At 55.4% G+C, this 23093-nt stretch carries 19 protein-coding genes and 4 pseudogenes; 7 read left to right on the top strand and 16 right to left on the bottom strand.

Features of this window, described 5'->3' with window-relative positions:
- Positions 1–1170, top strand: a complete 1170-nt coding sequence (locus tag AKU79_RS17890; protein WP_050524955.1) for a CaiB/BaiF CoA transferase family protein — start codon at positions 1–3, stop codon at positions 1168–1170.
- The gene (locus AKU79_RS17885; protein ID WP_050524954.1) at positions 1167–2315 is read left to right on the top strand and encodes a CaiB/BaiF CoA transferase family protein; all 1149 of its coding nucleotides are present in this window, start codon (positions 1167–1169) and stop codon (positions 2313–2315) included. Before AKU79_RS17890 ends, AKU79_RS17885 begins: the two co-directional genes overlap by 4 nt.
- Before the next feature lie 77 nt (positions 2316–2392).
- Here AKU79_RS17885 and AKU79_RS19400 read toward each other — a convergent pair.
- A pseudogene (locus AKU79_RS19400) lies at positions 2393–2479 on the bottom strand (IS6 family transposase); the annotation flags it as partial.
- Positions 2480–2519: 40 nt separating this feature from the next.
- Here AKU79_RS19400 and AKU79_RS19395 point away from each other — a divergent pair.
- Positions 2520–2672: a hypothetical protein gene (locus AKU79_RS19395; protein ID WP_156209889.1), complete on the top strand. Its 153-nt coding sequence runs from the start codon at positions 2520–2522 to the stop codon at positions 2670–2672.
- On the opposite strand, the gene AKU79_RS17875 is transcribed toward AKU79_RS19395, so the two are convergent.
- From AKU79_RS17875 to AKU79_RS17845, 6 genes and pseudogenes are all read right to left on the bottom strand, one after another.
- Positions 2664–2927 carry a FeoC-like transcriptional regulator gene (locus tag AKU79_RS17875; protein ID WP_050524952.1) on the bottom strand — a complete coding sequence of 88 codons (264 nt, stop codon included), beginning with the start codon at positions 2925–2927 and terminating at the stop codon, positions 2664–2666. The two genes, AKU79_RS19395 and AKU79_RS17875, sit on opposite strands and share 9 nt — an antisense overlap.
- A 1-nt stretch (position 2928) precedes the next feature.
- Entirely contained in the window at positions 2929–5220 is a 2292-nt protein-coding gene (feoB, locus tag AKU79_RS17870) for a Fe(2+) transporter permease subunit FeoB (RefSeq protein WP_050524951.1), read from the bottom strand.
- Positions 5217–5453, bottom strand: coding sequence for a FeoA family protein (locus tag AKU79_RS17865; protein ID WP_269430780.1), 237 nt, complete (start codon positions 5451–5453; stop codon positions 5217–5219). Before AKU79_RS17865 ends, feoB begins: the two co-directional genes overlap by 4 nt.
- A 244-nt stretch (positions 5454–5697) precedes the next feature.
- On the bottom strand, positions 5698–6891 hold the full coding sequence (locus AKU79_RS17860) for an anaerobic sulfatase maturase (RefSeq protein ID WP_231580233.1): 1194 nt from the start codon (positions 6889–6891) through the stop codon (positions 5698–5700).
- Positions 6892–7352: 461 nt separating this feature from the next.
- Positions 7353–7652, bottom strand: a pseudogene (locus AKU79_RS17850) (transposase); the annotation flags it as partial.
- A gap of 206 nt (positions 7653–7858) precedes the next feature.
- On the bottom strand, positions 7859–9040 hold the full coding sequence (locus AKU79_RS17845) for an MFS transporter (RefSeq protein ID WP_050524949.1): 1182 nt from the start codon (positions 9038–9040) through the stop codon (positions 7859–7861).
- A 162-nt stretch (positions 9041–9202) separates the two neighbouring features.
- On the opposite strand from AKU79_RS17845, the gene AKU79_RS17840 reads away from it, so the two are divergent.
- Positions 9203–10087: a LysR substrate-binding domain-containing protein gene (locus AKU79_RS17840; protein WP_050524948.1), complete on the top strand. Its 885-nt coding sequence runs from the start codon at positions 9203–9205 to the stop codon at positions 10085–10087.
- A 12-nt stretch (positions 10088–10099) separates the two neighbouring features.
- Here AKU79_RS17840 and AKU79_RS19090 read toward each other — a convergent pair.
- The 8 genes and pseudogenes from AKU79_RS19090 to AKU79_RS17800 all read right to left on the bottom strand — a co-directional run.
- A pseudogene (locus tag AKU79_RS19090) lies at positions 10100–10341 on the bottom strand (heavy metal translocating P-type ATPase); the annotation flags it as partial.
- A gap of 883 nt (positions 10342–11224) precedes the next feature.
- Positions 11225–12463 (bottom strand): AGE family epimerase/isomerase, encoded by a 1239-nt coding sequence (locus AKU79_RS17830; RefSeq protein ID WP_050524946.1) that lies wholly within the window; start codon positions 12461–12463, stop codon positions 11225–11227.
- A 100-nt stretch (positions 12464–12563) separates the two neighbouring features.
- On the bottom strand, positions 12564–14075 hold the full coding sequence (locus AKU79_RS17825) for a sulfatase family protein (RefSeq protein WP_050524945.1): 1512 nt from the start codon (positions 14073–14075) through the stop codon (positions 12564–12566).
- A gap of 11 nt (positions 14076–14086) precedes the next feature.
- On the bottom strand, positions 14087–15181 hold the full coding sequence (locus tag AKU79_RS17820; protein WP_050524944.1) for an ABC transporter ATP-binding protein: 1095 nt from the start codon (positions 15179–15181) through the stop codon (positions 14087–14089).
- Between the two features lie 9 nt (positions 15182–15190).
- On the bottom strand, positions 15191–16015 hold the full coding sequence (locus AKU79_RS17815; RefSeq protein WP_050524943.1) for a carbohydrate ABC transporter permease: 825 nt from the start codon (positions 16013–16015) through the stop codon (positions 15191–15193).
- A gap of 4 nt (positions 16016–16019) precedes the next feature.
- Entirely contained in the window at positions 16020–16910 is an 891-nt protein-coding gene (locus AKU79_RS17810) for a carbohydrate ABC transporter permease (protein ID WP_231580232.1), read from the bottom strand.
- Positions 16911–16971: 61 nt separating this feature from the next.
- Positions 16972–18240: an ABC transporter substrate-binding protein gene (locus tag AKU79_RS17805; RefSeq protein ID WP_050524942.1), complete on the bottom strand. Its 1269-nt coding sequence runs from the start codon at positions 18238–18240 to the stop codon at positions 16972–16974.
- A gap of 25 nt (positions 18241–18265) precedes the next feature.
- On the bottom strand, positions 18266–19045 hold the full coding sequence (locus AKU79_RS17800) for a helix-turn-helix domain-containing protein (RefSeq protein WP_050524941.1): 780 nt from the start codon (positions 19043–19045) through the stop codon (positions 18266–18268).
- 742 nt (positions 19046–19787) lie between these two features.
- On the opposite strand from AKU79_RS17800, the gene AKU79_RS17795 reads away from it, so the two are divergent.
- Positions 19788–20138, top strand: coding sequence for a hypothetical protein (locus AKU79_RS17795; protein WP_050524940.1), 351 nt, complete (start codon positions 19788–19790; stop codon positions 20136–20138).
- Between the two features lie 127 nt (positions 20139–20265).
- Positions 20266–20592 (top strand): annotated as a pseudogene (locus AKU79_RS19825) (IS3 family transposase); the annotation flags it as partial.
- Between the two features lie 56 nt (positions 20593–20648).
- Here the strand turns inward: AKU79_RS19825 and AKU79_RS17790 are convergent.
- On the bottom strand, positions 20649–21554 hold the full coding sequence (locus AKU79_RS17790; RefSeq protein WP_231580231.1) for a DMT family transporter: 906 nt from the start codon (positions 21552–21554) through the stop codon (positions 20649–20651).
- A gap of 489 nt (positions 21555–22043) precedes the next feature.
- Here AKU79_RS17790 and AKU79_RS17785 point away from each other — a divergent pair, with 489 nt between their 5' ends.
- The gene (locus tag AKU79_RS17785) at positions 22044–22718 is read left to right on the top strand and encodes a sirohydrochlorin chelatase (RefSeq protein WP_050524938.1); all 675 of its coding nucleotides are present in this window, start codon (positions 22044–22046) and stop codon (positions 22716–22718) included.
- The last annotated feature ends 375 nt before the right edge of the window (positions 22719–23093 follow it).

Genomic DNA, 23093 nt, shown 5'->3' with positions numbered 1-23093 from the left:
ATGCTCCAGTCTGATCACCCTGTCGCCGACCTTCCGCTTGCTGGCCTTCGTGTCTTGGATTTTGCCCAGTTTCTTGCAGGGCCAGTGGCCGCGCTGCGGTTGTCCGATCTGGGGGCCGAGGTGATCAAGATAGAGCGGCCAGATGGCGGCGATTTGTGCCGATCTATGGTGGTCAACAACCAGATTCTGGATGGTGACAGCTTGGTGTTTCATACCTTTAACCGTGGCAAGAAAAGCGTGGCAGCCGATTTAAAGGCCCCCGCCGACCTGGCCAAGGTACGCGCCCTGATTGCCACCGCCGATGTGATGATTCACAATTTCCGGCCCGGCGTGATGGAGAGGATCGGGCTTGGCTATGACGCCATTCGCGCACTGAACCCGCGTCTGGTCTACGGGTCAGTAACTGGGTACGGCACTATGGGGCCGTGGCGCGATAAGCCTGGGCAGGATTTGCTGGTGCAGTCGCTTTCGGGCATCACATGGCTGAACGGCAATGCCGCCGATGGGCCCGTACCGACCGGTTTTGCGATGCTTGATGTGGCAACTGCGGCCAACTTGGTGCAAGGTATTCTGGCCTGCCTTGTGCGGCGTGGCGTCACGGGCAAAGGCGGCCTTGTCGAGGTTGATCTAATGTCTTCAGCCATTGATGTGACCTTTGAGCAATTCACCTGTTTTCTGAATGACGGCGGGAAGCAACCGCAGCGCCATGCAATTGGCAACGCCAACCCCTATCAGCCGGCCCCTTATGGCATATACCGCGCGTCGGACGGCTACTTTGCCTTTGCAATGACCCCGCTTGCCAAAGTGGCAGAACTGCTGGACGCCCCCGAGATCGCCGCCTTTGCCCAGACCGAGGCGTATAGCCGCAAGGATGACATCAAAGCCATTGTCGCGCGCATTTGCGCGGGCAAACCGGTACAGCATTGGCTGGACATTTTGGAACCCGCAGGCATCTGGTGCGCGCCGGTTCTGGATTGGCCGGACTTTGTGGCAACGAATGGTTTTGCAGCACTTGACCCGGTTCAAACGATCCGCACCGCCGCAGGGACCGAGGCCCGCACCACCCGCTGCCCTATCCGGCTTGATGGCCATAAACTGGCTTGCGCGGCGGCTGCCCCAACGCTTGGCGCCGACACCACAGCGGTATTCGAAGGCCTCGCCCCCCTATGATCTGGCCCCTCGAAGGCATTCTTGTTGTTGATTTCAGCCAGTTTTTGGCTGGGCCATACGCCTCATTGCGCCTGCTTGATATGGGCGCACGGGTTATAAAGGTTGAAAATGTGGATGGTGGTGATCTGTGCCGCTATCACTACTTGTCAGACACACGAATTGGCGGCGACTCGACCCTGTTTCACGCGATCAACCGCGGCAAGGAAAGCATCGCGCTCGATCTGAAATCTGCCGAAGGGCTGGCCTGCGCCCGCAGATTGGTTGCAAAAGCTGATGTGGTTATCCAGAACTTCCGGCCCGGCGTGATGGAGCGGTTGGGTCTGGGGTATGAGGCCGCGCGCGCCATCAATCCGGATGTGATTTACGGCTCGATCAGCGGCTATGGCGTGGCGGGCAATTGGTCCCACTTGGCCGGCCAAGACCTGCTGGCGCAGGCTCGGTCGGGGATTATGTGGCTTAGCGGTAACGCGGATGACGGTCCGGTGCCAATAGGCCTGCCGATTGCCGATATCAGCACAGGCGCAAACCTTGCGATGGGCCTGCTTGGGGCGCTGTTTCGCCATGCGCGTATGGGGACCGGTGCTTTGGTCGAAACCAGCCTACTGGAATCGCTGGCGGATATGCAATTTGAACTGCTGACAACCTTTTTGAACAACGGGCACAAACCGCCACAACGCCTTGGTTCTGGTTCGGCGCATGGCTATTTGGGCGCACCATATGGCGTCTATGAAACCGCACGCGGGCATCTGGCGCTGGCGATGTCACCGATAGCGGATCTCGCCGAAGCCCTTCAGCTCGACGCCTTGCACGGGTTTTCGGGCCAAGCCAATGCGGGGTTTGCGCATCGTGAAACGCTGCACCGCCTGATAGGCACACATTTGCGCACCCGCCCCGCCGAAGAATGGGAAACCATTCTGGCCACGAAAGACATCTGGTGCGCCCGCGTTTTGACTTGGCCTGAAATGATCAATAGCCCCGCCTTTCGCGCCCTTGATATGGTGCGAACCATGACCACCCCCGATGAAGCGCCCGCGCATTTCATGCAAGGCCCGTTTCGCATGGACGGGCAAAGACCACAGGTGCGCGGTGCCGGCCCTAACCTGGACGCCGACGGCGACAAGGTCCGTGCCGAGTTTGGGCCTTAAGCGCCGATTGGCGGGTCGCGAAAGTGGTGCGAACGCAATCATGCGGTGAGCCCGTTTTCGTCGAGTTGCTCCTTTCAGATCATGTGCGCCGTCTCGATCCCGGCCGATATTGCCTTGGCCGAAGCGGAGGCCTTGCAGCCAAGCATCGGGCGCGTGATCCGCTGCTGGTTGCAGCCCCCCGCCTGGGGCCGACAACGGCGCAAAATGATCGTTTCGCTTCAAGCGATGGATGACTGGCTGCTGCGTGATGTCGTGAGCAGGTTTGATGACTGCGAACCGTTGATGGCCCTGCCGTCAACGCGGCAACAGGCACCGACGATCAACCAGCGCCTAGGGCAGCGCGACGGATCACTGTGACTGCCTCAACGTCGCCCCGCCTTGCCAAATGAACAGTTCGGTTTGCGCCGGAACTGCGCAACTGCCGCATTTTGAAATGGCGCATCCGCCGCAAGCTGTGGTCTCCATCTGCCGTCGGATCAGGCCTTTTTGCACCCAATGTTCCAGCATTCCGCGCAGCGCATCGGGGGGGTGCCGAAACCGGTTCGCCAGATCTTGCAAACTAACCGCGCCTTGATCGGCAATGTGATTTCGCAGCGTCAAAAGCAGTGACATGTCAAACCCCCGTCATAAGCTGCGCGCGCCGCCGTTGCCCGACACCGTGCAAAGCCAATGCCACAAGCCCGAGCGCACCAAGCATTCCTGAGATCCACCACAGTGACGACACCGGATGCCGCGCAAAGGTCGCCGCTTGGTAAAACACCACCGCCGAGCCATAGGCGAGACCCATGGTCCACAGGCTTGCGAAACTTGCCCATTTCCAACCGGTTTCGCGCCAAATTGCGCCCATCGCAGCAACGCAGGGCATATAAAGCAGGATCATCAGCAAATAGGCAAAGGCACCGGCCTGGCCGTCAAACCTCGCCGCCATCGAGCCGAAAGTTGTGGTTTGCACGCCCTGGGCCTCGGCTGCGATTTCGGCATCCCTAATATCACCAAGGTTCAGGCCCAGCGGGTCGCCTGCCATACCCATCGCATCGTGCAAATTGGGGCCGATGGTTGCGGCGGCTTCTTTAAATCCGTCGATCAGGGAAAATGCGCTGCCGTCCACCTCCGATGCGCCACCATAAAGCGTGTTCAAGGTGCCGACGACCGCCTCTTTCGCCAAAATACCGGTAAAAATACCCACCGTTGCGGGCCAGTTGTCTTGCTCAATCCCCATCGGTGCAAAGACTGGCGTCAGCGACTGCCCGATCTCGGACAGAACCGAGTTTTCGCCATTATCATTGCCGAAACTTCCATCCGCACCCCACGAATTTAGAAACGCCAGCACCGCAACCATCACAATAATCACTTGCCCCGCCTCTTGCAAAAAATCGCGCAACCGGTGCCATGTGCGGGTTGTAAGCCCGTAAAGCGTGGGCAGATGATAGGGTGGCAACTCCATCACAAACGGGGTCGGCTTGCCCTGCAAAACCGTAGCTTTCAGCAAAAGCCCCGTGCCAACAGCCGCCAGCAAGCCAAGGAAATACAACCCGAAAACAATGTTTTGCCCACCCGTTGGAAAGAACGCCGCCGCAAATAGCGCATAGACCGGCAGACGCGCGCCGCAAGACATGAAGGGGGCCATCATCACCGTCAACACGCGGTCGCGTTCGCTATCCAAGGTGCGCGTCGCCATGATCGCAGGCACGTTACAGCCAAAGGCTACGATCAACGGCACAAAACTTTTACCGGGCAACCCGATCATCCGCATGAACCTGTCCATCACAAAGGCCGCGCGGGCCATATACCCGCTATCCTCTAGCACCGAGAGAGCGAAAAACAGGCAGGCAACGATGGGAATAAAGGTGGCCACCGTCTGGATGCCGCCGCCAACCCCTTGGGCAAGCAGAGTCACCAGCCAATCGGGCGCGCCAAGTTGCGCCAGCAACACTGCCGCCCCATCGACAAAAACCGTACCGGCAGCGATATCGAAAAAGTCGATAAAAGCGCCACCGATATTGATCGTGAACATGAACATCAGATACATCACGCCAAGAAAAATCGGGATACCAAACAGGCGGTGCAAAATCGCACGGTCGATGCGGTCAGACAGCGGGCGGCTAACCTCATCCAGCCGGTTGACGGAACCGGCGACCAGATTGGCAACAAAATCGTAACGGGCGCAGGCAATCAGCGTGTCGGCATCGACGCCTGTATCCGCCTCTAGGGCCGCGCGCACTGTGGCTGCATGGGCTTGTAAACTTGCATTAGTCATCTCGGGGCGCAATACGTCGCCTTCCAGATGTTTAATCGCACGCCAGCGGTTTGACCCCTCCCCCTGCGCAGTGACCATTTCAGGCAATAACTGCGCCAGTGCGGCCTCTATCTCGGGGCTAAAACGGGTGGTTTGGGGTGCGCTGGCGGGGGGTGTAATCATCTGGTCACGCAGCTCTGCCAACCCGTTTTTGCCCGAGGCGACAATCGGCACCACGGGGCAACCAAGCTGCGCCGCAAGGGCTTCGGGATCAATCTTGATCCGCCGAAGCCGCGCAATATCCATCATATTCAACGCCACAATCAGCGGCGCGCCCATCTCTAACAGCTGGGTGGTCAGGTACAGGTTGCGTTCCAAATTAGCGGCGTCGAGGACGTTGATAATCCGATCAGGCCGTTCGGTCAGAATGAAATCCCGCGCAAGCCTTTCATCAATCGAGCCGGAGTCGGTAACCGAAAGAGAGTAAACACCCGGCAAATCGATTAACCGGATCGCATGATTGCCATGCCGAAGCCTGCCGGTTTTCTGTTCAACCGTGACGCCCGGCCAGTTACCGATTTGCTGATGTGATCCGGTTAATGCGTTGAATAACGTCGTCTTTCCGCAGTTCGGATTGCCGACTATTGCGATGGTTAACGGCGCGTTCATGATGCAATCCGACTTAGGTTCAGGGCGTCCGCCTCATCTTTGCGCAGGCTTAATGCATAGCCACGCAGCCGGATTTCGATCGGGTCACCAAGCGGTGCGATACGCTGCACGGTGAACTGCGTGCCAAGCGTTAGGCCCATAGACAAAAGTTTGCGACGATAGGCAGAGGAACTTGCCGCAAAGCCGCTGATCAGGGCGCGGTCCCCCAAACTCAACTCTTTCAATTTCATCATCGGGGCCTTTCCGAGCGCTTTAATCCTGAGTAATTTTGTATCCTTTTAGTGAGGGCCGCAGCGCATCGTCTTGACTAAAGTCAAAACGATGCTGTCTGATTACAAATTGCGAAGATGGTTTTCTGGGCAGTTTTAGACTGGACCATCCGATGAGAACACTCCAACCTCGGCTTAATCCTCGCAGCCGACAGCGAAGTTCACTTCTGCCCTAAAGCCGCAGTGTTTTAGGACGCTTACTGACAGGTCACTTTGGCCTGTAAAATGCGGCCCGGGCCTCGCTTGCGGGTCGGCCAAACCGAACCAGATTGGCCATTTCCTTCAATCTATCCCCCGCGTGGTGAAAGAACATTTTATAACTTTCACAGAAATAATTATGGCCATGCTCGCCATTCCGTGTGCGAGCAAAACGATGCTTGGGGCACCCGCCATTACAGGCGAAACGGAAAGCACAAGACCGGCATTGCGCGGTCAACTGGTCAAGTTTGTCGTTGCCGAATGCCTGCTGCCGTTCGGTCCAAAGCATTTCGCGCAATGGCGTTTTTGTCAGATTGCCAAGGCGGTATTCGGGATAAACATAGTGATCGCAGGAATAAAGACTGCCGTCATGTTCCAGAGCCAAACCGTTCCCGCAGCTTTCTGCAAAAACACACAGCGTAGAAGGTGCGCCCAGCCAAAGCCCAAGCTGTACGTCAAAAAACTGAACAAATGTTGTGCCAATATCGTGCCGAAACCAGACATCGAAAACATCGCACAAGAACTTGCCATAGGCACGGGGGCTAACGCTCCATGCTGTGACGCTGTTGCCAGGTTCCATATCAACCTGCGGCGCGCTGGCAAGGCCAGCCCCTGCGCTGCGTTCGACAATCGGGATGAATTGAATAAACTCAATCCCAAGCCCCTTTAGAAAGCTGTAGACCTCTTTGCCTTTGCCACTGTTTGCGTGCTGCACAACGGTCAGCGCGTTATGCTCTACCTTGTGGCGCTGCAGCACATCCAGCCCGCGCATGACGGCATCGAACGTGGGCCGCCCCGCCCGATCAAGCCGGTAACGGTCGTGGATCTTTTTAGGCCCGTCAATGCTGATCCCGACAAGAAAGCGATTGTCATGCAGAAAAGCGCCCCATTCCTCATCAAGCAACGTCCCATTGGTTTGAAATGCATTTGTAATTTTCAAACCGTTTGGCGCATGTTTTTTCTGTAACGCAACGATTTTTCTGAAATAATCCACGCCCAGCATCGTCGGCTCGCCTCCTTGCCACGCAAACGGCACCTCGGTCAAACCCGCCTCGGCAGAGGCTGCGATCACTTGGCTAATCGTTGACTCTAGCACATCATCGGCCATCCGGAATTTCTTTTCATCGGGGTAGAGTTTTTCTTTCTCAAGGTAGTAGCAATATTCGCAGCTGATGTTACAGCGCGGACCAATAGGTTTTATCATTATATTAAAGGGACTTGCGGTCTGCATTGCGTGACAATCCTTGTCGGCGGCGCCTTGCGGGCTTTGGCTGCGATATGCCAAACAGATGCAAAACATTGGGCGGCACCGCGATGATCTCAATCAAGGCTTTCAGCCTTTGCCTGCGACAAATTACCCGCCCTGGGCCGTGGGTTAGCGCCGCGCGGACCGTTTCAACGGCCTTTAATAATCAAGTGCGGCAAGACGGCTTTGAACACGCCGTCAATGTGCTGCGTCCGCTTGCCATTTGTGACCCCGTTTGACAAAGGTTCGCCCTATCCCGCTGGCGCCCTAAAGCTGCCCCCGACCAAAACGCCGGAGTCGTCGTTTTCTGGGGTTTCCAGTGAAAAGCTGACGCTCGCCGGATCCTCGGCCTGATCTGCCAGCCAGCCGGAATTCCAGCCGTCCGCCTGATCGCTAGGGTCTGGACTCATTGAGTTTAAAAGCCAGCAGATGACAATGGCCGCGAGAGCGATTGCTGACAGAAAGACCTTCGGACATCTATCGTATCGGGTCGCCACACGCCGCCAATCCTTGAGTCTGCCGAACTTGATCTCGATCCGATTGCGCTGTTTGTATGGGCGCTTGTCGTACTTCACAGCCTTCTTCCGCTGTTTCCGACCAGGGATGCAGGCTCGTATGCCTTTGCCTTTCAACGCTTCTCTGAACCAATCCGCGTCATAGCCCCGGTCGCCGAGCAGACAATCGACATTCGGCAAGCTGCTCAACAAGGCCCGCGCGCCGATAGGCGGAAATCAATGGGCCTTGCCCCTAACGCGTGACACGCTCGTCGCAGCCTTGGAACAAACCCAAAGCCGTGTAGAAACCGCAGATGCGAAGGTGTGCGCCTATGCCAAAAGCTGAACGGGTGGTGGGTCACTGTTTGCAGGCAGACCATAGGCTTCCTATCCAGTCCCAAGCGTTCGTGGAATAGCCATTAAGAGCCGTCTCAGTCCATCCTCGGCAAATAGAATGTCAGAAAACCTAGAAACAATAGCACTGGCAAACCGTTAAAAACCTGCTGCATACCGAACTGATCCGCAAAGGCCCCCAACGCCGCAGCCCCAAGCGCCCCTATTCCGAACGCAAAACCAAAGATAAACCCCGACACCATGCCGACCTTTTGTGGCATCAACTCTTGCGCGTAGACCACTATGGCCGAAAAGGCCGAGGCAAGAATAAACCCGATCAGGATGCTAAGCACGATCGTCCCCATCAAATTCGCCTGCGGCAACATAAGCGCGAAAGGCAATGCCCCCAAGATCGACACCCAGATCACCTTTTTACGGCCAATACGGTCGCCGATAGGGCCACCCGCAAAGGTGCCAAGAGCAACAGCCCCCAAAAAGACAAACAGTGTTGTCTGCGCTGCTTTGATCTCTATCCCGAAGCGCTCGATAAGAAAAAACGTGTAATAGCTTTTGAATGTTTCAATATAAACGAACTTGCTCAGCAGCAGCGCCCCGATAATCGAAAACGCAAGGATGAGCCGGGGCTTTGGTAATGTTGGGGCAGTGACTATCGGTTTTCCTGCTGCTTTTGTGACGCGTTGATGGTTCACAAACCATCGCGCAACCCAAACTAAAACCATCACTGCGACCACGGCAAGCAGGCCGAACCAGACCGTACTAATCTGACCCAGCGGCAGAACGAAAAGTGCCGCCGCAAGTGGCCCTAATGCGGTGCCGGTGTTGCCGCCAACCTGAAAACTCGATTGCGCAAAGCCAAGTTTCCCACCCGATGCCATACGACAAACCCGCGATGCCTCGGGGTGAAACAGGGCGGACCCTATGCCCAAAACCGTTGCTGCCAAAAGCAGTAAAGCAAAAGAACCAGCTGTCGCGAGCAGAACAATCCCCACAGCAACCACCGCCATTGAAACTGCCAGTGCATATGGCTTGGGCTTCAAGTCTCCGTATAGGCCCATGACCGGTTGCAAAATACAGGCCGTGATCTGCTGGGCCAAAGTAAGCAGGCCAAGCTGGAAATAACTCAGCGCATATTCCGATTTGAAAACCGGATACAGCGCGGGCAACAAAAACTGGATTAAGTCATTGATCAGATGTGTGCCGCTAACGGCCAATATCACTGAATAAGACGTGGGTATCAGGGTCTCGTGTCTCGTCGCCATCTTGATGCTCGTTCTTGTTTGGGTGAGACAGATATTGTCCACGGTTAACCTGCACATTGGTCTAAAGTCGGCCATAGCCGTGCAAATCACATTGACCTAATTCCATCAGGCTTTCGCGCCAGAAAGGAACGCGCTATGCTGTAGAAAATCTATAGGCTTGAAATGTTGAAATCGCGCCGTACCTTGCCACCCCTTAACGCTTTGCGGGCCTTTGAAGCATCAGGGCGGCGATTGAATTTCCGTGAGGCATCGGAAGAGCTTGGCGTTACACAAGGCGCCGTTGCCCAACAGGTGCGACTACTTGAGGATCATCTGGGGCTATCGCTTTTTTATCGCTTGCCGCGCGGAGTGGCGCTTACGACGCAGGGCACGGCCTACCTTGCCGAGATAACGCGGGCTTTTGATATTATGGGCAAGGCAACAGGTCAGCTCTATAATCGTGCCGATGCGTTGACGATTAGCGTCACACCAACATTTGCAACCAAGTTGTTAATCCCTCAGCTATCACTGCTGAAAACAGCGTTGCCGTGGATCGAGTTGCGCACAATCGCGACCGAGGCCGTTTCCGACTTTGACCGCGACCAAGTCGATATTGCCGTACGCCAGACCCGCCCCCCCTTTCCCGCAACACTCGAGGCCCAGCTTTTGTTTCGCCAAGACCTCGTCGTCGTGGCAAACTCACATCTGTTGCGCGATCTTCGCCTTCCTTTATCGGTCGAGCAGATTAGGGCTTTGCCGCTGCTGCACGATGCCTCCCATCACTGGCAAAAGTTTTTTGGCGCGGGCGAGCCTTTGTCCGGTGCGGTTTTCAACCAGACGACGCTGGCTCTTGATGCCGCGCTGGCCGGTCAAGGCGCTGCAATCGCCTGTCGTGCATTTGTGCAAGCAGACCTGGAGGCTGGGCGGTTGATAGAGATTTGCCCCGCAGGCTTTGATGTCAAGTCGGATTTTTACCTCATCCGCAAGCACAGACCGCAACCACGCGAAAGCGTTGACGCAGTTTGGGCATGGTGCCTTTCAAACTGGGTCGCGCCGAAAGCAGAATGACCGGCGGTATCATCACCCCTTCCGCTCGTGGTTAGAACGCAGCAGGCGCAATGCGTTCAGGGTCACAAGCAGGTTGCGCCCGTGTCGGCCAGAATGGCGATGCTCTGGCCGGTTATCCCAAAAGCCGAGGCCACAAGAAACACCCCCTTCAGCCCCAAGGCCAGCGTCACATTCTGCCAGATAGTCGCCATTGCCGCGCGCGACAGCCGGATTTGTGTCGGCACGTATGTCACCCGATTGCGCAGAATGGCAGCGAGATGCACCGCGCCCACCGTAGTCCCAATCAGTCGCTTGACATGTCCACCAAAGTGAGGGCTTTGCAAGCGGGCGATAGGCCGGATTGTTCCACCATTCCGCGCAGGTCGAATGAAAGGCACGGGATCGAAAATTGCGGCCAGTGTCGACTTGAATGCTGTCCGGCCTGCCCTGCGTGGGCCACGGGACAATAAACTCGATGTCAGCCAGAAACTCTGCTTTGGGGCGACGGCCCGCGTGAAGCACAAGGCACTGCGGATTTTTGTCACATCTCGCACTGGGGTGAGGCGTTCTCGCCAAAGGAAATATCGCGTCAAATGCTCTTTGATGATGCCCTCGACATCACCGAACACCATGACAAACCCGTGGGTTGGCCGTGTTTGCGGGGAACAAGGGCGCTTGTCCGGCCACCTCCTTCTGCAAACCGTCGGCTCCAGTGCCAGGCAGTGGTCTTGCTGACGCCAAGCGCCCAGATTGAATCACGTATACCGCTCTCCAAGCTTCCGTTGCAGTTGAGATGCACCTGAACAAGCGGTCGAAGGGCTGATGCCGACCTAGCGCTTCAGCACCAACATCGCCACTTTTTTCGTCATTGTCTTCTATCGCTCACAGCCGTCATATCCCGTGAATCCTGTGTCAGATTTAACGGTAAAAACGTCGGATTTAGAAACAAGCTATCGTATTGAATGACAAAAGCATCCCATTGATTTTGTTGACTACTCTATACCGCACTCAAAGGCTACGCGACAAACAATTTGCTGTGTTCGCGGTATAGCCATGTCCAAAATATAGCCCTTTTCCATCCCTTACAGAAATTTGCGGCGGAACCAAAAGAACAGCAAAACTCTTGGTTCGACCGTCCCCAAAAACCGTTGCTCGGTATCAGGCCAATGGCTTGGCCTTTCCCAACGCCATTGCCGAGCGACTGATGTCGGACACCAGAGGCAACAGGTCTGCCTGCAAAGCGTGATAGATATCAGGCTTGCCCGAAAATTGATCAGCGGCGATTCCATTGCTGTCTGAAAGTTCCGGATACCAGCCACCACGGACATGGTCGATCAAATGGGCATCTGCAAACCCCCACAATCGACGATACCAGATTTCATCTTCCGGCTGCGCATCAAACTTGATCAGACAGGCCAACGCGCCAATGGCCTCAGTCACCGGCCACCAATACCGGGCATTGCGCAGCACAGTTCCATCCGATGCCAGAGTATAGATAAAACCGCCACGTTCAGTCTGCCATGCATCCTGTAGGGCTCGCGTGATCAAACGGCGGGCGTTTGCTGGCGCGGTTGTGTCAAAACGGCCCGACAGATCCCACAGTTGCAGCAAAAGGCGCGCAAGTTCAAATGAATGGCCGGGAGTTGACCCTGCCGGGCGAAACATCGGATTGCCTTCATAGGCACGATCTATTTGCCAATCTTGGGTATAGTGTTCCGGAATGCGCCAGTTTTCAGCCGGGGCAATGCGTCCCACGAAAAAGTCGAGGATACGGCTGGCACGTTCCAGAAAAATCGCCTGTCCGCCGGCCTCATATGCGGTCAACATTGCTTCAACGGCGTGCATATTGGCGTTCATTCCGCGATATGACGAGAAGGGCTGCCATTCGCGGGTGAACTCATCACGAAACAGCCCCGCTTGATCGTCCCAGAAATATCGGTCCAGAGCCTCGGCAACATCGGCGAGCAAGCGATCCGCGTCAGGGTGACCTGCCTGTTTCGCGGTGGAGGCCGCCAGCAAGACAAACACATGCCCATAGGCCAGTTTCACACCATCCACGATACCGTTTTGGCCAACGCCCCAAGCATAGCCACCATACCGCGTGTCACGATGGCGGTTCCAAAGATCGGACATGCCCCTATCGATGATACCCGCATGATCGGGCCGCCCTGCTATTTGCGCCAAGCCATAGCTATGAACCAGCCGTGTGGTAGTGATCAATTCTTGTGGGCCCGAGAGGGGTTTGCCCGCAAAATCCAGAGTTGCCAGCCCACCACTTTCGCCAAGGCTGGCGTCAAAAAAATCCAGCTGCCGCTTTGCATCCCGGACAAGATAGGCCCGATGCGTCGGATCGTTAAGCCAAAAGCCATCTGCGGGAGACGAAAGCGGAAGGGACATCGTGAATCAGCCTTTTAGAGGGTTACGTGCATTGCCCAGACGTTGAGATCGTGTCAGCGATTATGGCTAAATAATTTGGAAAACGACAAAGCCAGAGTGATCAATGCTCAGGTTCATCCCCAATTTCTGCCATTTTCGCGTCCAGCTCGGCCTGCAACGCCATGCGAATATCGGCATAGGCTGGATCATCGACCACATTGAACAACTCTAGCGGGTCTTTTTCACAGTCGAACAATTCCCACTCCCGATCCTCTCCGCCGTGATTGGTGCCGGGCAACTCATAGCCCTCATTATACCAGTAGATCAGCTTGTAGCGCTGATTGCGCACGCCGTAATGCGAATAGGCGTTATGATCGGGGTCGCGGTGCATCCAATAGCGGTGATAGGCCAGTTGCGGCCAATCTGCGGGGGTTTTGCCTTCAAACACCTTTCGGGCCGAGCGGCCTTGCATGTAATTCGGCACCACCTGCCCCGCGAAATCGAGGAATGTCGGCGCGAAATCGACATTGCACATAATGTCATTGCAGACCTGACCTGCCGGAATGGCGGCGGGATAGCGGATGAGGAAGGGCATCTGGAACGATTCCTCATACATGAACCGTTTGTCGAACCAACCATGTTCACCCAAAAAAAATCCTTGATCCGAGGTATAGATCACGATGGTGTTTTCGGCCTGACCGCTTTCATCCAGCCAATCCAGCAACCGCCCGACACTCTCATCTACCGATTGAATTGTCCGCAAATAGCGCTTCAGATAGCGCTGATATTTGAAGTGATTCAGCTCTTTTTGCGTGGCAAAGGTGAACACCTCACCGGTATCGCGGTCAATCAGGCGCATTCCGGTCACATCTTCAGGGTTCGGGATCTTGCGGTTGATATCGCCGACCTTCACCCGCTCGCCGACCTCTGATCCGCCTTCGGGTTGCACGAGGCCAAGGTCGATATATTTCATATCATCCTTGATCCGCATTTTGGCCTCGGCGGCGGCGCGGGCACGGTTGCGGTAATCATCGTCGAAACTTTCCGGCACTTTGATGTCATCGGTGTAAAGGTCACGGTTTTTGGGGTGCGGTTCCCATTCGCGGTGCGGTGCCTTGTGGTGGCACATCAGGAAAAACGGCTTGTCAGGATCGCAAGACTTCAACCACTCAAGACTTTTGTCGGTGATGATATCCGTCGTATAGCCCGGCACCTCAATCTCTTCGCCCATCTCGATCATATAGGGGTCGAAATACTCGCCCTGCCCTGGCAGCACTGACCAGAAATCAAAGCCGCTGGGTTCATGCGCCTTGCCTTCGCCCAGATGCCATTTCCCGACAATCGCCGTCTGATAGCCCGTCCCGCGCAGATGTTTAGCCACATTCGGCCCGCGACTGTGGATCGGGGTGTTCAGTGTGGTGACATTGTTCACATGGTTATAAGTGCCCGTCAGGATTGCCGCGCGGCTCGGGGTGCAGATAGAGTTGGTCACATAGCAATGGTTCAACCTCATCCCTTCCTTGGCGATGCGGTCAAGGTTGGGGGTATGGTTAATTCCGTGGCCATAGCAACTTATCGCTTTGGAAGCGTGATCGTCGGCCATGATGAACAGGATATTGGGGCGTTTTGTCATAAGCGATTGTCCTATTGCTTGGCCTCGGAGTGGATGGAAAGACCCGTCTTGGGATGAAATGCGTGTAGCCGTGCCGGGTCGATGCGGACGCGCACAGACTGGCCCGCAAGCGGGAAATCAGTGCCACCGACACGCGCCAGCATGGGTTGGCCCATCACCGACAGGTTCAGCAAGGCATCAGCACCAAGCAGCTCTGCCAGTTTGACCTTTGCGTCAAAGACCCATGGGCCTTCGGGTGCGTCCTCAGGGGCAAACACTTCCAGATGTTCAGGGCGAACACCCAGCGTCAGAGCGGGGTCAGTTGATTGCAACCTTTCAGTCGCGTGCAACACCAGATCTGAATCGATAATCTGCCAATGGTCTCCTGTCCGCCGCCCCGACATGAAATTCATCGCGGGACTACCGATAAAACCAGCCACAAACTCGGTTGCCGGATGATCATACACCTCGCGCGGTGTGCCAATTTGGGCAACCTTGCCGCCGTTCAAAATGACAATCCGGTCGGCCAGCGTCATCGCCTCCACCTGATCATGGGTCACATAGATTGAGGTGACGCCCATCCGGCCATGCAGTTCCTGCAGCTCCATTCGCATCTTGACCCGCAGCTTGGCGTCAAGGTTGGAAAGCGGCTCGTCAAACAAGAACACTTCGGGCGTACGAACAATGGCCCGTCCAATGGCAACACGTTGCCGCTGACCGCCAGACAGGGCAGCGGGTTTGCGCTCTAGATATGGGGTCAGGCCCAACATGTCAGCCACGCCGTTTACCCGCTCGGCAATCTCAGCCTTAGGCATTTTTTGCAGCTTCAAGGCCATCGCCATGTTGTCAAACACGGATTTATGCGGATAAAGCGCATAGTTCTGGAACACCATCGCCACGCCGCGATCCTTTGGGTCGATATCATTCACCCGCTTGCCACCGATCATCAGGTCGCCGTGCGTAATACTTTCCAAGCCAGCTATCATCCGCAGCGTGGTGGATTTACCGCAGCCCGAAGGCCCCAACAGAACCAGAAACTCACCATCTGCAATTTCCAGATCGAATTGTTCAACCGCTGTCACAGCCCCGTAGGCTTTGCCAATTTGGTTGAGTGTTACACTTGCCATGTCAGACCCTCATTTGCCAGCGCCAGCAGTCAACCCGCCGACAATCTGTTTTTGGAATATTGCGGTAATGACCAGAACCGGGATAATTGCCAGAACGGTCGCAGTTGAAATTGTTTCCCACGGAAAGGCGTATTCGCCGGGATAAAGCGAGATGCCGACGGGGGCGGTCCGCATCGCGTTTTGCGTCATCAAGACCAAGGCAAGCGGAAACTCATTCCACGAAAAGATAAAGACAATCAATCCTGTAGCCACAAACCCCGGCCATGACAGCGGCAGCACGATTGTCAGGAAAATCCGCAAAAAGCCCATGCCATCCATGCGGGCGGCTTCCTCAATCTCCACCGGCAGGGTGGCGAAATAACTGGCCAGCATCCAGACGGTAAAGGGCAGGAACAGACCAGCATGGGCAAGGATAAGCCCCGTATATGTATTGAGCAGCCCAAAGTTCAGAAAGTTCTGGAACAGGGACGGCAGCAGCGACACGGGTGGAAACATCGACACAGCCAGAATGCCCACCATCAACACGCCCGCAAACCGCATTCCCAACCGCGACAGCGCATAGGCCGAAAGCCCCCCCAGCAGCAGCGTGATGGCGGTCGTCCCAACCCCTACGATAAAGCTGTTCAGAATATAGCGCAGCAGTTCGGGTGAATTGGTGAAAATAGAGATATAGTTTTCCAGCGTGAACGGGTCCGGCCAGTATTGCGGTGGCCAGGCATAGATGCCCGCTGTGTTTTTGAACGACGTCAGGATCAGCCAGACAATCGGAAAGAAGGAGATCACCACCGACAAGGTGACAAGGGCATAAAGGCCAAAGCGCGGTTTCTGGTTCATGATCTCAATCCTTATTCCGAAGGGCGATGACATAGATCAGGCTCATCGCGAAGATCACGAGAAACTGCACCACGACCACTGCCGCACCAAAGTTGAAATCGAGGAAATCGAAAATCACCTTATAGGCATAAAGTGACAGGCTTTCGGTCGCGTTTACCGGCCCGCCATCGGTCAGGTTGAACGGCAATTCAAAGGTGCGCAGCGCGTCCATCGACCGGATAATAAGCGCCACAAGGATTGGGCCTTTCAGCAAAGGCAGGGTGATCTGGCGAAACTCTTGCCATTTGGTCATGCCGTCCATGCGGCCTGCCTCAAACAGGTCTTTGGGGATGGATTGCAGGCCTGCCAGAATGATCAGCGCCATGAAAGAACTGGTCTTCCAAACCGCCACAACCACCATCGACCCCATGGCAAGCGAGGTGTCACCCAGAAAGTTGATGGGCCTGTCCGCCAACCCGCTTTGCAAGGCCACGGCATTAAACAACCCGTAATCCGAATTATACATCCAGCGCCAGATCAATGTGTTCAACGCCGTAGGCAGTGCCCAGGGGAACAGGATGGCCAAACGCGCCAGCCCCTTGCCTTTGAAGCTTTCGTTCATCAGCAGGGCCAGCCCGATACCCAGCGCCAGCTCCAACGGAATAGACAGCGCGGTGAAAGTAAAGGTCACGCCAAGGGCGTTCCAGAACTGGCTGTCACCCATCAACTTGGCGTAATGCTGCAAGCCTACAAAATGATAGGGCTCGGACCCGTCGATGCTGGATTGTCCAAAGCTAAGCACGACCGACTGAATGATCGGATAGATCAGGATCAGCGCAATAATGATAACGGTCGGCGTGACAAAGCCGATCCCGGTCAGCGCCGTGCGCTGTTCCAAGTTCATGGTGCGGTTCATGGTCAACCCATCTGTTTTGAAAATCCCCGCGCGGGAAAGGATCGCGCGCGGGGTGATTGACTTACTTGCCGAGGATAGAATTGATCTCGGTCTCTGCGTCGTTCAGCGCTTGCTCTACCGTTTTTTCGCGATGCAAAGCGTTGGTGATTTCGGTTTGCATAGTCTCGGAAATACGTGGGTAGAGATTCCCCGTTGTTGCTGACGGGCGCACCACGCCAACCGCAAAGTCATTCCCAAGTTTCTTCAGCAACGCAGCCTTTTCCATTTCTGGCGCGGCATAAACATCTGTCCGGCCGGGGGCACGGTTTTCGTCCAGCGCCGCCGCGAGCTGCGCGTCATAAGAGGTGAAATATTCCACCAATTTCGCCGCAGCTTCCTTATGCTCCGAATTCGCATTTACAGCCAAAAGCCAACCACCCATTGCTGTGGAATGACCGTCGGGATGGCCCTCGAAATAGGGGTTGCGGGTGAAATCGAACTTGCCCGCAACCGGGCTATCGGCAGCGCTTAGCGGGGCATAGACAAAATCCTGCACCATCATGAACACCGCGCGGCCTTGTTGGAACAACGTGCGTGCGTCATCTGGTTTCATCGTCAGAATTGAATCCGGCACGATCTTGTCTTTATAGATCATGTCAACCATGGTTTGCGTGGCGGCAATCGCCTCGGGAGAGTTGACCGCGACGTTGCCATCGGCATCAAAGAAGGTCGCGCCATTGGCACCGGTGAACGATAACCAGTTCATGAACAAGCCTTCAATCTTGGCCCACATCGAGACAAAACCGTAAAGTTGTGGATTGCCTTCGCCCTCCATCACGGTTTTAGAGGCGGCGATGACCTCTTCCCAGGTCTTTGGCACTGGAATGTTGTATTTTTCCAAAAGATCGCTGCGATAGAACAGGTGCGTGCCATCGACATAAAGCGGTGCAGCAAAAACCTTGCCATCCACTGTCGCGGCAGACAGGAACGACGGGTTATAGGCCGCAATCGTGTCTGCGCCCAGATAATCGCTCAATGGCTCAAGCCAGCCGCGTTGCGCAAATTCGCCCGCCCAGATCACATCAATCGCAAAGACATCCGGTGTGGGGCTTTTCGCTGTCAGACCCGTGACATAGAGCTTACGGCTGTCACCGGGAACATCCGACACTTTCAACCATTCCACTGATGTGCCGGGGTTGGCAGCCTCAAACGCTTTGATATTCCGCTCGACCATGCCGCCGTAGCCGCGAGACCCGATCGACATGACCAGATCTTGCGCTGTCGCCATTACCGGCGCGCAAAGCGCCATGGCCGCCGCAATCCCAGCGGCACCTTTAAATGTAAACTTCATCTTATCCTCCCTCATTTCCACCTCACTAAGCCTGATACGTCAAATTTTGTCTTGCCAACTTGCTGCCGCTTTCAACGGCCGCTTTTGCCTCCAACAGCACGGCGCGCACCTGTGCCACATGCGCGTCTACATCCCGCACCGGCGTTGCCGCTTCGGCTGCAGTCATAAGCCCGACGAATTCCCCTTCGTCGCCATGAATTGCCACGCAAAAGCGGCGCACACCCTTGGCATTGCCCATCAGATCAAATTGCATTTCCGCCGTATCAACGGCCAATATCTGCTCGCGCGCCTCATCCCACGACACTTTGCGACCGGACACGCCCACTTCGTAAAAGCCAGCAATATCCCAGCTCGTCTCTACCTCTGACAACGGCAAATGCGCTAGAGCCATACGCGTTATGCAATCCAGTTCATACATGCCGCGCACAAACCCAACCCCTGCGCGCAGCCGAATGGATTGATTGGGGTGCCCTTCGGCGACATGCCAAAACAGCGTTTCACGCCGCATGGCGATGAATTCCGAAGCGGCAACCAATGCAACGCAGACCAATTGGCAAGCATCAGACAAGCGCCCAATATCAACTCCACCAAAGCTCATGCCTTGTTCAAAATGGAATTTCGGAAACAGACGGCGATCATCGGATTTGCGTATATATCCGAGCGCCTCAAGCTCTTGAACCAAGCGATAAACGGTTGAACTGGCCAAACCTGTTTGCTCGACCAACTGCGCAACAGTTACCCCCGCACGCTTTGCAGCCGAGAGATGCTCTAGCAAGATCAGAGTGCGGTTAAGATTTTCGCTCATTTGATTCCCTATCTTGGGATTAATTATTCCCAATTTAGAGAAAAGTCAAATTTATTTTGTATCTTTCTGTCACGTCGATATCGCGTAGCCCTATTTTTGGATCATCCTCAGTTTGTGTGGTGGGGCGGCAGCAGACTGGCCCTCAGCAAATTCGAACCCGCCTTGCCGTACATGGTGCGTTTCAAGGCTTTCAACCGGTTGACCTGGCTTTCAGCTTGGTCGTTGCTCTACGGTTGTTCGATGGCATTTCTGACAGCATCGATGTTACAGTGAAGCGTTCGAGCAATCGCACGACTGGAGCAAGGTTTGCGCCGATCGCATCGTCGCGAAGGCAGGAGAACCGGCTTTCTATGCATCGACCTTGCGTGCCTGATCGTGTGAGAGGTTTGCCTTGGGCTTGATACACAACACTGCGGCTCCACCCGGCAAGCAGGCGCTGCAAGTGTGTCAGACTACCTTCATGTCCCCGATTTTGATCTACTGGAACAGGGCACTGCCGGTGCGAACGCCGTCTCTTCACCATTGGTTCAAGTACTCTTCGGAATACCACTGCGGAGTTGGCTTCATTGTCACTCGCCTAAGGTCTGCTAGCTTCATACATCAGCCACTTTGCGACACCGCGACGCCTGAACCCTGTCCTTCGCTGGACCTCGCTGCACGACGGTCCATGCTGTTGAAGGGCATGAACGCTCTCAACTATTTCTTCTCGGGACTTGCGAAAAGCTAGGCGGGACCGCAACAGATGTTTGGCGGTGCTGATGTTATTCGCATCAGAGAGAAAGGCCCTACCGGTCGCGCGACCGTGCAAGTTCATTCACACTTCAATCGCCATGCGAAGGCTCTGGATGATATAAAACCGCGCCGCGACTTGTACCGTCTGTGGGGCACCTTAATCGGCAGCCTGTGCGCAGGGACCATAACGATCCCGGCTGATACCCTCGATTTCGGGGGGGCGACGCCGCCACTCCGTGGATATGTCCACGTTGCGCTCGTCAAGGATGCCGACAGCGGAGCGATTTTCAAGATCGATGACGATTGTCCCGCACGTCTACAATTTCCGCCAGCTCCAGCCATCAATACCAATGACGCTTAGCGGCCAGGCATTGAGCCTAGACGCACAGAGTATTTGGCGAATGACCGTATCATCACTGTTCCGAATGCCAGCAACCGCATGAAGCAGGATCCGATGGTCGGCAGACGATATTTGCATCACCGCAAGGCTGGCGATCCGGGCATTAGACATGGCCGTGGCGTTGCGGCCCCCACCAGAGGGTGACATTCAACATACCAACCGCGATGCGCAATATTGATCACATGACTATCAGAAGCGTCTTGCGTGGCAGAAACAGTCCCCCGTACGGTTTCCTGATCCTCCTCACGTTCTTCAAATCCCTCAGGGCAGAGCTTATCTGGCGAAACCGTTGGGAAACCCGACGCTTTACCGAAAGAGCGATATTCCAGTATATCAATGGGTTCTAAAATCTGCGGCGGCGCCATTCATCGCTGGGCCGCAAAGCCCCTAGGCCTTCGAACGAAAGGCCGCCTAAAAGAGTTGCGAGACCAGAACACAAACGGGACAAGTAAAAATCAGCTGCCGTTATTCTCAACGTCTACTTTTGCGCGGAAATCGCAGCGTAATGATCGCCAAACTTCCGACAACCAGCACGACGCCAGCCCATCCAAGGCTTGGCAAACGCTCGCCGACGATGATTACCGCCAGCAGCGCTGCGATAACCGGTTCCAGCAGCGTGAGCACCGTTGCCATGCTTGCCGCAACGCGGGCAAGGCCATAGCCGAATGCAATGTAACCAAGAAACATTGGCACTGCAGCCATATAGACCCCAACAGCCGCATTGGACCATGAGGCAAAAAACGGGGCGCCCGTCATGATCAACACCGGCAACAGCAGCAGGCCGCCAAGGCCAAACGTAGCACCCATCGCGACCGAAGACTGCGTGCCGCCCAACATCATTCGGCGCGCGGTCCAGGAATAAAGCGCATAGGTTAGCCCGCCGATCAGCCCCAAAAGCACACCCAAGAGCACGTAATCGCCGCCGATTGCCGCGCCATGGGATGCATTTTCCGCGATACAGATCAGTACTATACCAACCACACCAACAACGGCCCCAATGCTCCAACGCAATGTCAGGAGTGTCCGGTCAAGCACATATTCGATTAACGCCGATAGCAAAGGTGCCGAACCAATGGTGACGACCGTGCCAACCGTCACACCTGCCATCCGCATAGAGCCATAAAACGCCAATGGATAGATCATGACAGCCACGGCGCCAAAGACCAAAAGCAGACGCTGGTCCCAAAGCGCCTTACGCGACCGCACAATACCGCGTGCAGCCCAAAGGGCCTGACCAATGCCGCCAACGCCCATTGCGGCAGCACCAATCGCCGCGGCGCTGACATCGGGTGCAAAGGTCGCAGCTGTACCTGTCGTGCCCCAGACAGTTGCGGAGAACAGTATGGCTATCACACCCCACGCATATTCTTTTGGCACCACAAAGTCCCTTCGTCGTATATTAGGCTATGTCCTGTAACCTGATCACCCGGACAATTGCTAGCGAATTGCATGGTGCGGTCAATTGCATACACTTGATTGATGAACGGGTGCATCAAGGCAATGGTTTTCGCCAAAAGCCTTGGCGATAGCAAACGTCGCCTCCCCGAATGGCACAAAGCCGAAAGCTGCACCAATTGTGGCCATATGCTACCGGACAAATGCTCTTGCCACCATTGCACATGGCGCTGCCGACGATTTCAAACCCCAAGTGCCGAAAATCTGCATGCGGCGGCCAATGGCGGGTCGCTTTTTATAGCGCTCAAATCCGCAAAGCTTGCAATTCGAAGTGGGCTCGTATGGACGGGCACAAAGATAGCCCTATTTTCGCTTTCAAAACCCGTCTTTTATGTGCCACAGGATTGCACAAAGAGAACTCTCGACTACCATTCCGACTAGCCCAGACTTGCCAAAGAAATGAGGCCCAACATGAGAAAATCTGCCATCTTGGTGGCCCATGGCTCACCAGCCGACCCAGTGCCACAAGAGGCCACGATGCAAGCACTTGCAGTACGTGTTGCCATGTGGTTGCCAGGCTGGCAGATAATTGGTGCGACCTTGGCGCAAGAGGGGGCGCTGGAAAACGCCCTGTCCAAAGTAGAAAAGCCCTTTATCTATCCGTTTTTCATGGCCGAGGGGTGGTTTACGCGCACCAATTTGCCACGCAGGCTTGCGGCAGCCCATCGCACGGATCTGGTGCAGCTTGCGCCATTTGGTACCGACCCAGCATTGGTTGGACTAATGGCGAAGGCAGCCAGATCAGGCGGTGCCGCCAAAGGGGTATTGATTGCCGCACATGGTAGCAAAGTTTCGAAAACGTCGTCAGATACGACCTATGCAATGATTTCGCAGTTAGAAAGCTTGGGCATTGGCCCGATCGAGGCAGGCTTTATAGAAGAGGCACCTTTCTTGGCAGATGTTGCCCGCGATATGCCCGAGGCTATTTGCCTGCCATTCTTTGCTTTGCGCGCCGGACATATTGTGCAGGATATTCCTCAGGCTTTGAAGGAAGCGCAATTTCAGGGTACCGTTTTACCGCCCATTGGCGAAGATATCGGAACGGCACAGTTGATTGCAGCGGCTTTGAACCGCGCCCCGAGCTGATTTAAACTGACCCTTGATTAAACGCAGCCGCGACACTCGCCAAAAGTAGTGCCAAGCATCTTACCTTTGCGACAAGTTTGTTGGAAATGGCCGCGCCCGACACGCGTACCCGCGCATATCTGGAACATTTGCCCCCATAAGTAGGGTGTTTTTATAAGAAACAATCAAACCCAGCTTGCAACACGCACAGATCGTGCGCTATGGCCATGCAGTGGATGCAAGGGGCGGCAACACTTACATGGACAAGCCGAGTATCATTCGAAACCCGATAGGATTCCTAGCGGGCGGACGAAACCGGCGCAATTTGCCGGAAGGCGCGCCGCAGCCCATCAATTTTATTGTGGCGACAAGGTATCTGGCAAAGAAGCATTCTCG

Origin of the sequence: Pseudorhodobacter wandonensis (genome assembly GCF_001202035.1) — a bacterium.
In the GTDB taxonomy this organism is placed as follows: domain Bacteria; phylum Pseudomonadota; class Alphaproteobacteria; order Rhodobacterales; family Rhodobacteraceae; genus Pseudorhodobacter; species Pseudorhodobacter wandonensis.
The sequence above is the reverse complement of the archived record's forward strand: the minus strand, read 5'-3'. Positions and strand labels throughout refer to the sequence as shown.

Bases quoted from the DNA above. Each gene is read 5' to 3' on its own strand.
- AKU79_RS17845 (WP_050524949.1), bottom strand. From the start codon at position 9,040: ATGGCGACGAGACACGAGACCCTGATACCCACGTCTTATTCAGTGATA.
- AKU79_RS19395 (WP_156209889.1), top strand. From the start codon at position 2,520: ATGATCGTTTCGCTTCAAGCGATGGATGACTGGCTGCTGCGTGATGTC.
- AKU79_RS17840 (WP_050524948.1), top strand. From the start codon at position 9,203: ATGTTGAAATCGCGCCGTACCTTGCCACCCCTTAACGCTTTGCGGGCC.
- AKU79_RS17795 (WP_050524940.1), top strand. From the start codon at position 19,788: ATGTTTGGCGGTGCTGATGTTATTCGCATCAGAGAGAAAGGCCCTACC.
- AKU79_RS17890 (WP_050524955.1), top strand. From the start codon at position 1: ATGCTCCAGTCTGATCACCCTGTCGCCGACCTTCCGCTTGCTGGCCTT.
- AKU79_RS17785 (WP_050524938.1), top strand. From the start codon at position 22,044: ATGAGAAAATCTGCCATCTTGGTGGCCCATGGCTCACCAGCCGACCCA.
- AKU79_RS17815 (WP_050524943.1), bottom strand. From the start codon at position 16,015: ATGAACCAGAAACCGCGCTTTGGCCTTTATGCCCTTGTCACCTTGTCG.
- feoB (WP_050524951.1), bottom strand. From the start codon at position 5,220: ATGAACGCGCCGTTAACCATCGCAATAGTCGGCAATCCGAACTGCGGA.
- AKU79_RS17800 (WP_050524941.1), bottom strand. From the start codon at position 19,045: ATGAGCGAAAATCTTAACCGCACTCTGATCTTGCTAGAGCATCTCTCG.
- AKU79_RS17875 (WP_050524952.1), bottom strand. From the start codon at position 2,927: ATGTCACTGCTTTTGACGCTGCGAAATCACATTGCCGATCAAGGCGCG.
- AKU79_RS17825 (WP_050524945.1), bottom strand. From the start codon at position 14,075: ATGACAAAACGCCCCAATATCCTGTTCATCATGGCCGACGATCACGCT.
- AKU79_RS17805 (WP_050524942.1), bottom strand. From the start codon at position 18,240: ATGAAGTTTACATTTAAAGGTGCCGCTGGGATTGCGGCGGCCATGGCG.
- AKU79_RS17830 (WP_050524946.1), bottom strand. From the start codon at position 12,463: ATGTCCCTTCCGCTTTCGTCTCCCGCAGATGGCTTTTGGCTTAACGAT.
- AKU79_RS17820 (WP_050524944.1), bottom strand. From the start codon at position 15,181: ATGGCAAGTGTAACACTCAACCAAATTGGCAAAGCCTACGGGGCTGTG.
- AKU79_RS17860 (WP_231580233.1), bottom strand. From the start codon at position 6,891: ATGATAAAACCTATTGGTCCGCGCTGTAACATCAGCTGCGAATATTGC.
- AKU79_RS17810 (WP_231580232.1), bottom strand. From the start codon at position 16,910: ATGAACCGCACCATGAACTTGGAACAGCGCACGGCGCTGACCGGGATC.
- AKU79_RS17865 (WP_269430780.1), bottom strand. From the start codon at position 5,453: ATGATGAAATTGAAAGAGTTGAGTTTGGGGGACCGCGCCCTGATCAGC.
- AKU79_RS17885 (WP_050524954.1), top strand. From the start codon at position 1,167: ATGATCTGGCCCCTCGAAGGCATTCTTGTTGTTGATTTCAGCCAGTTT.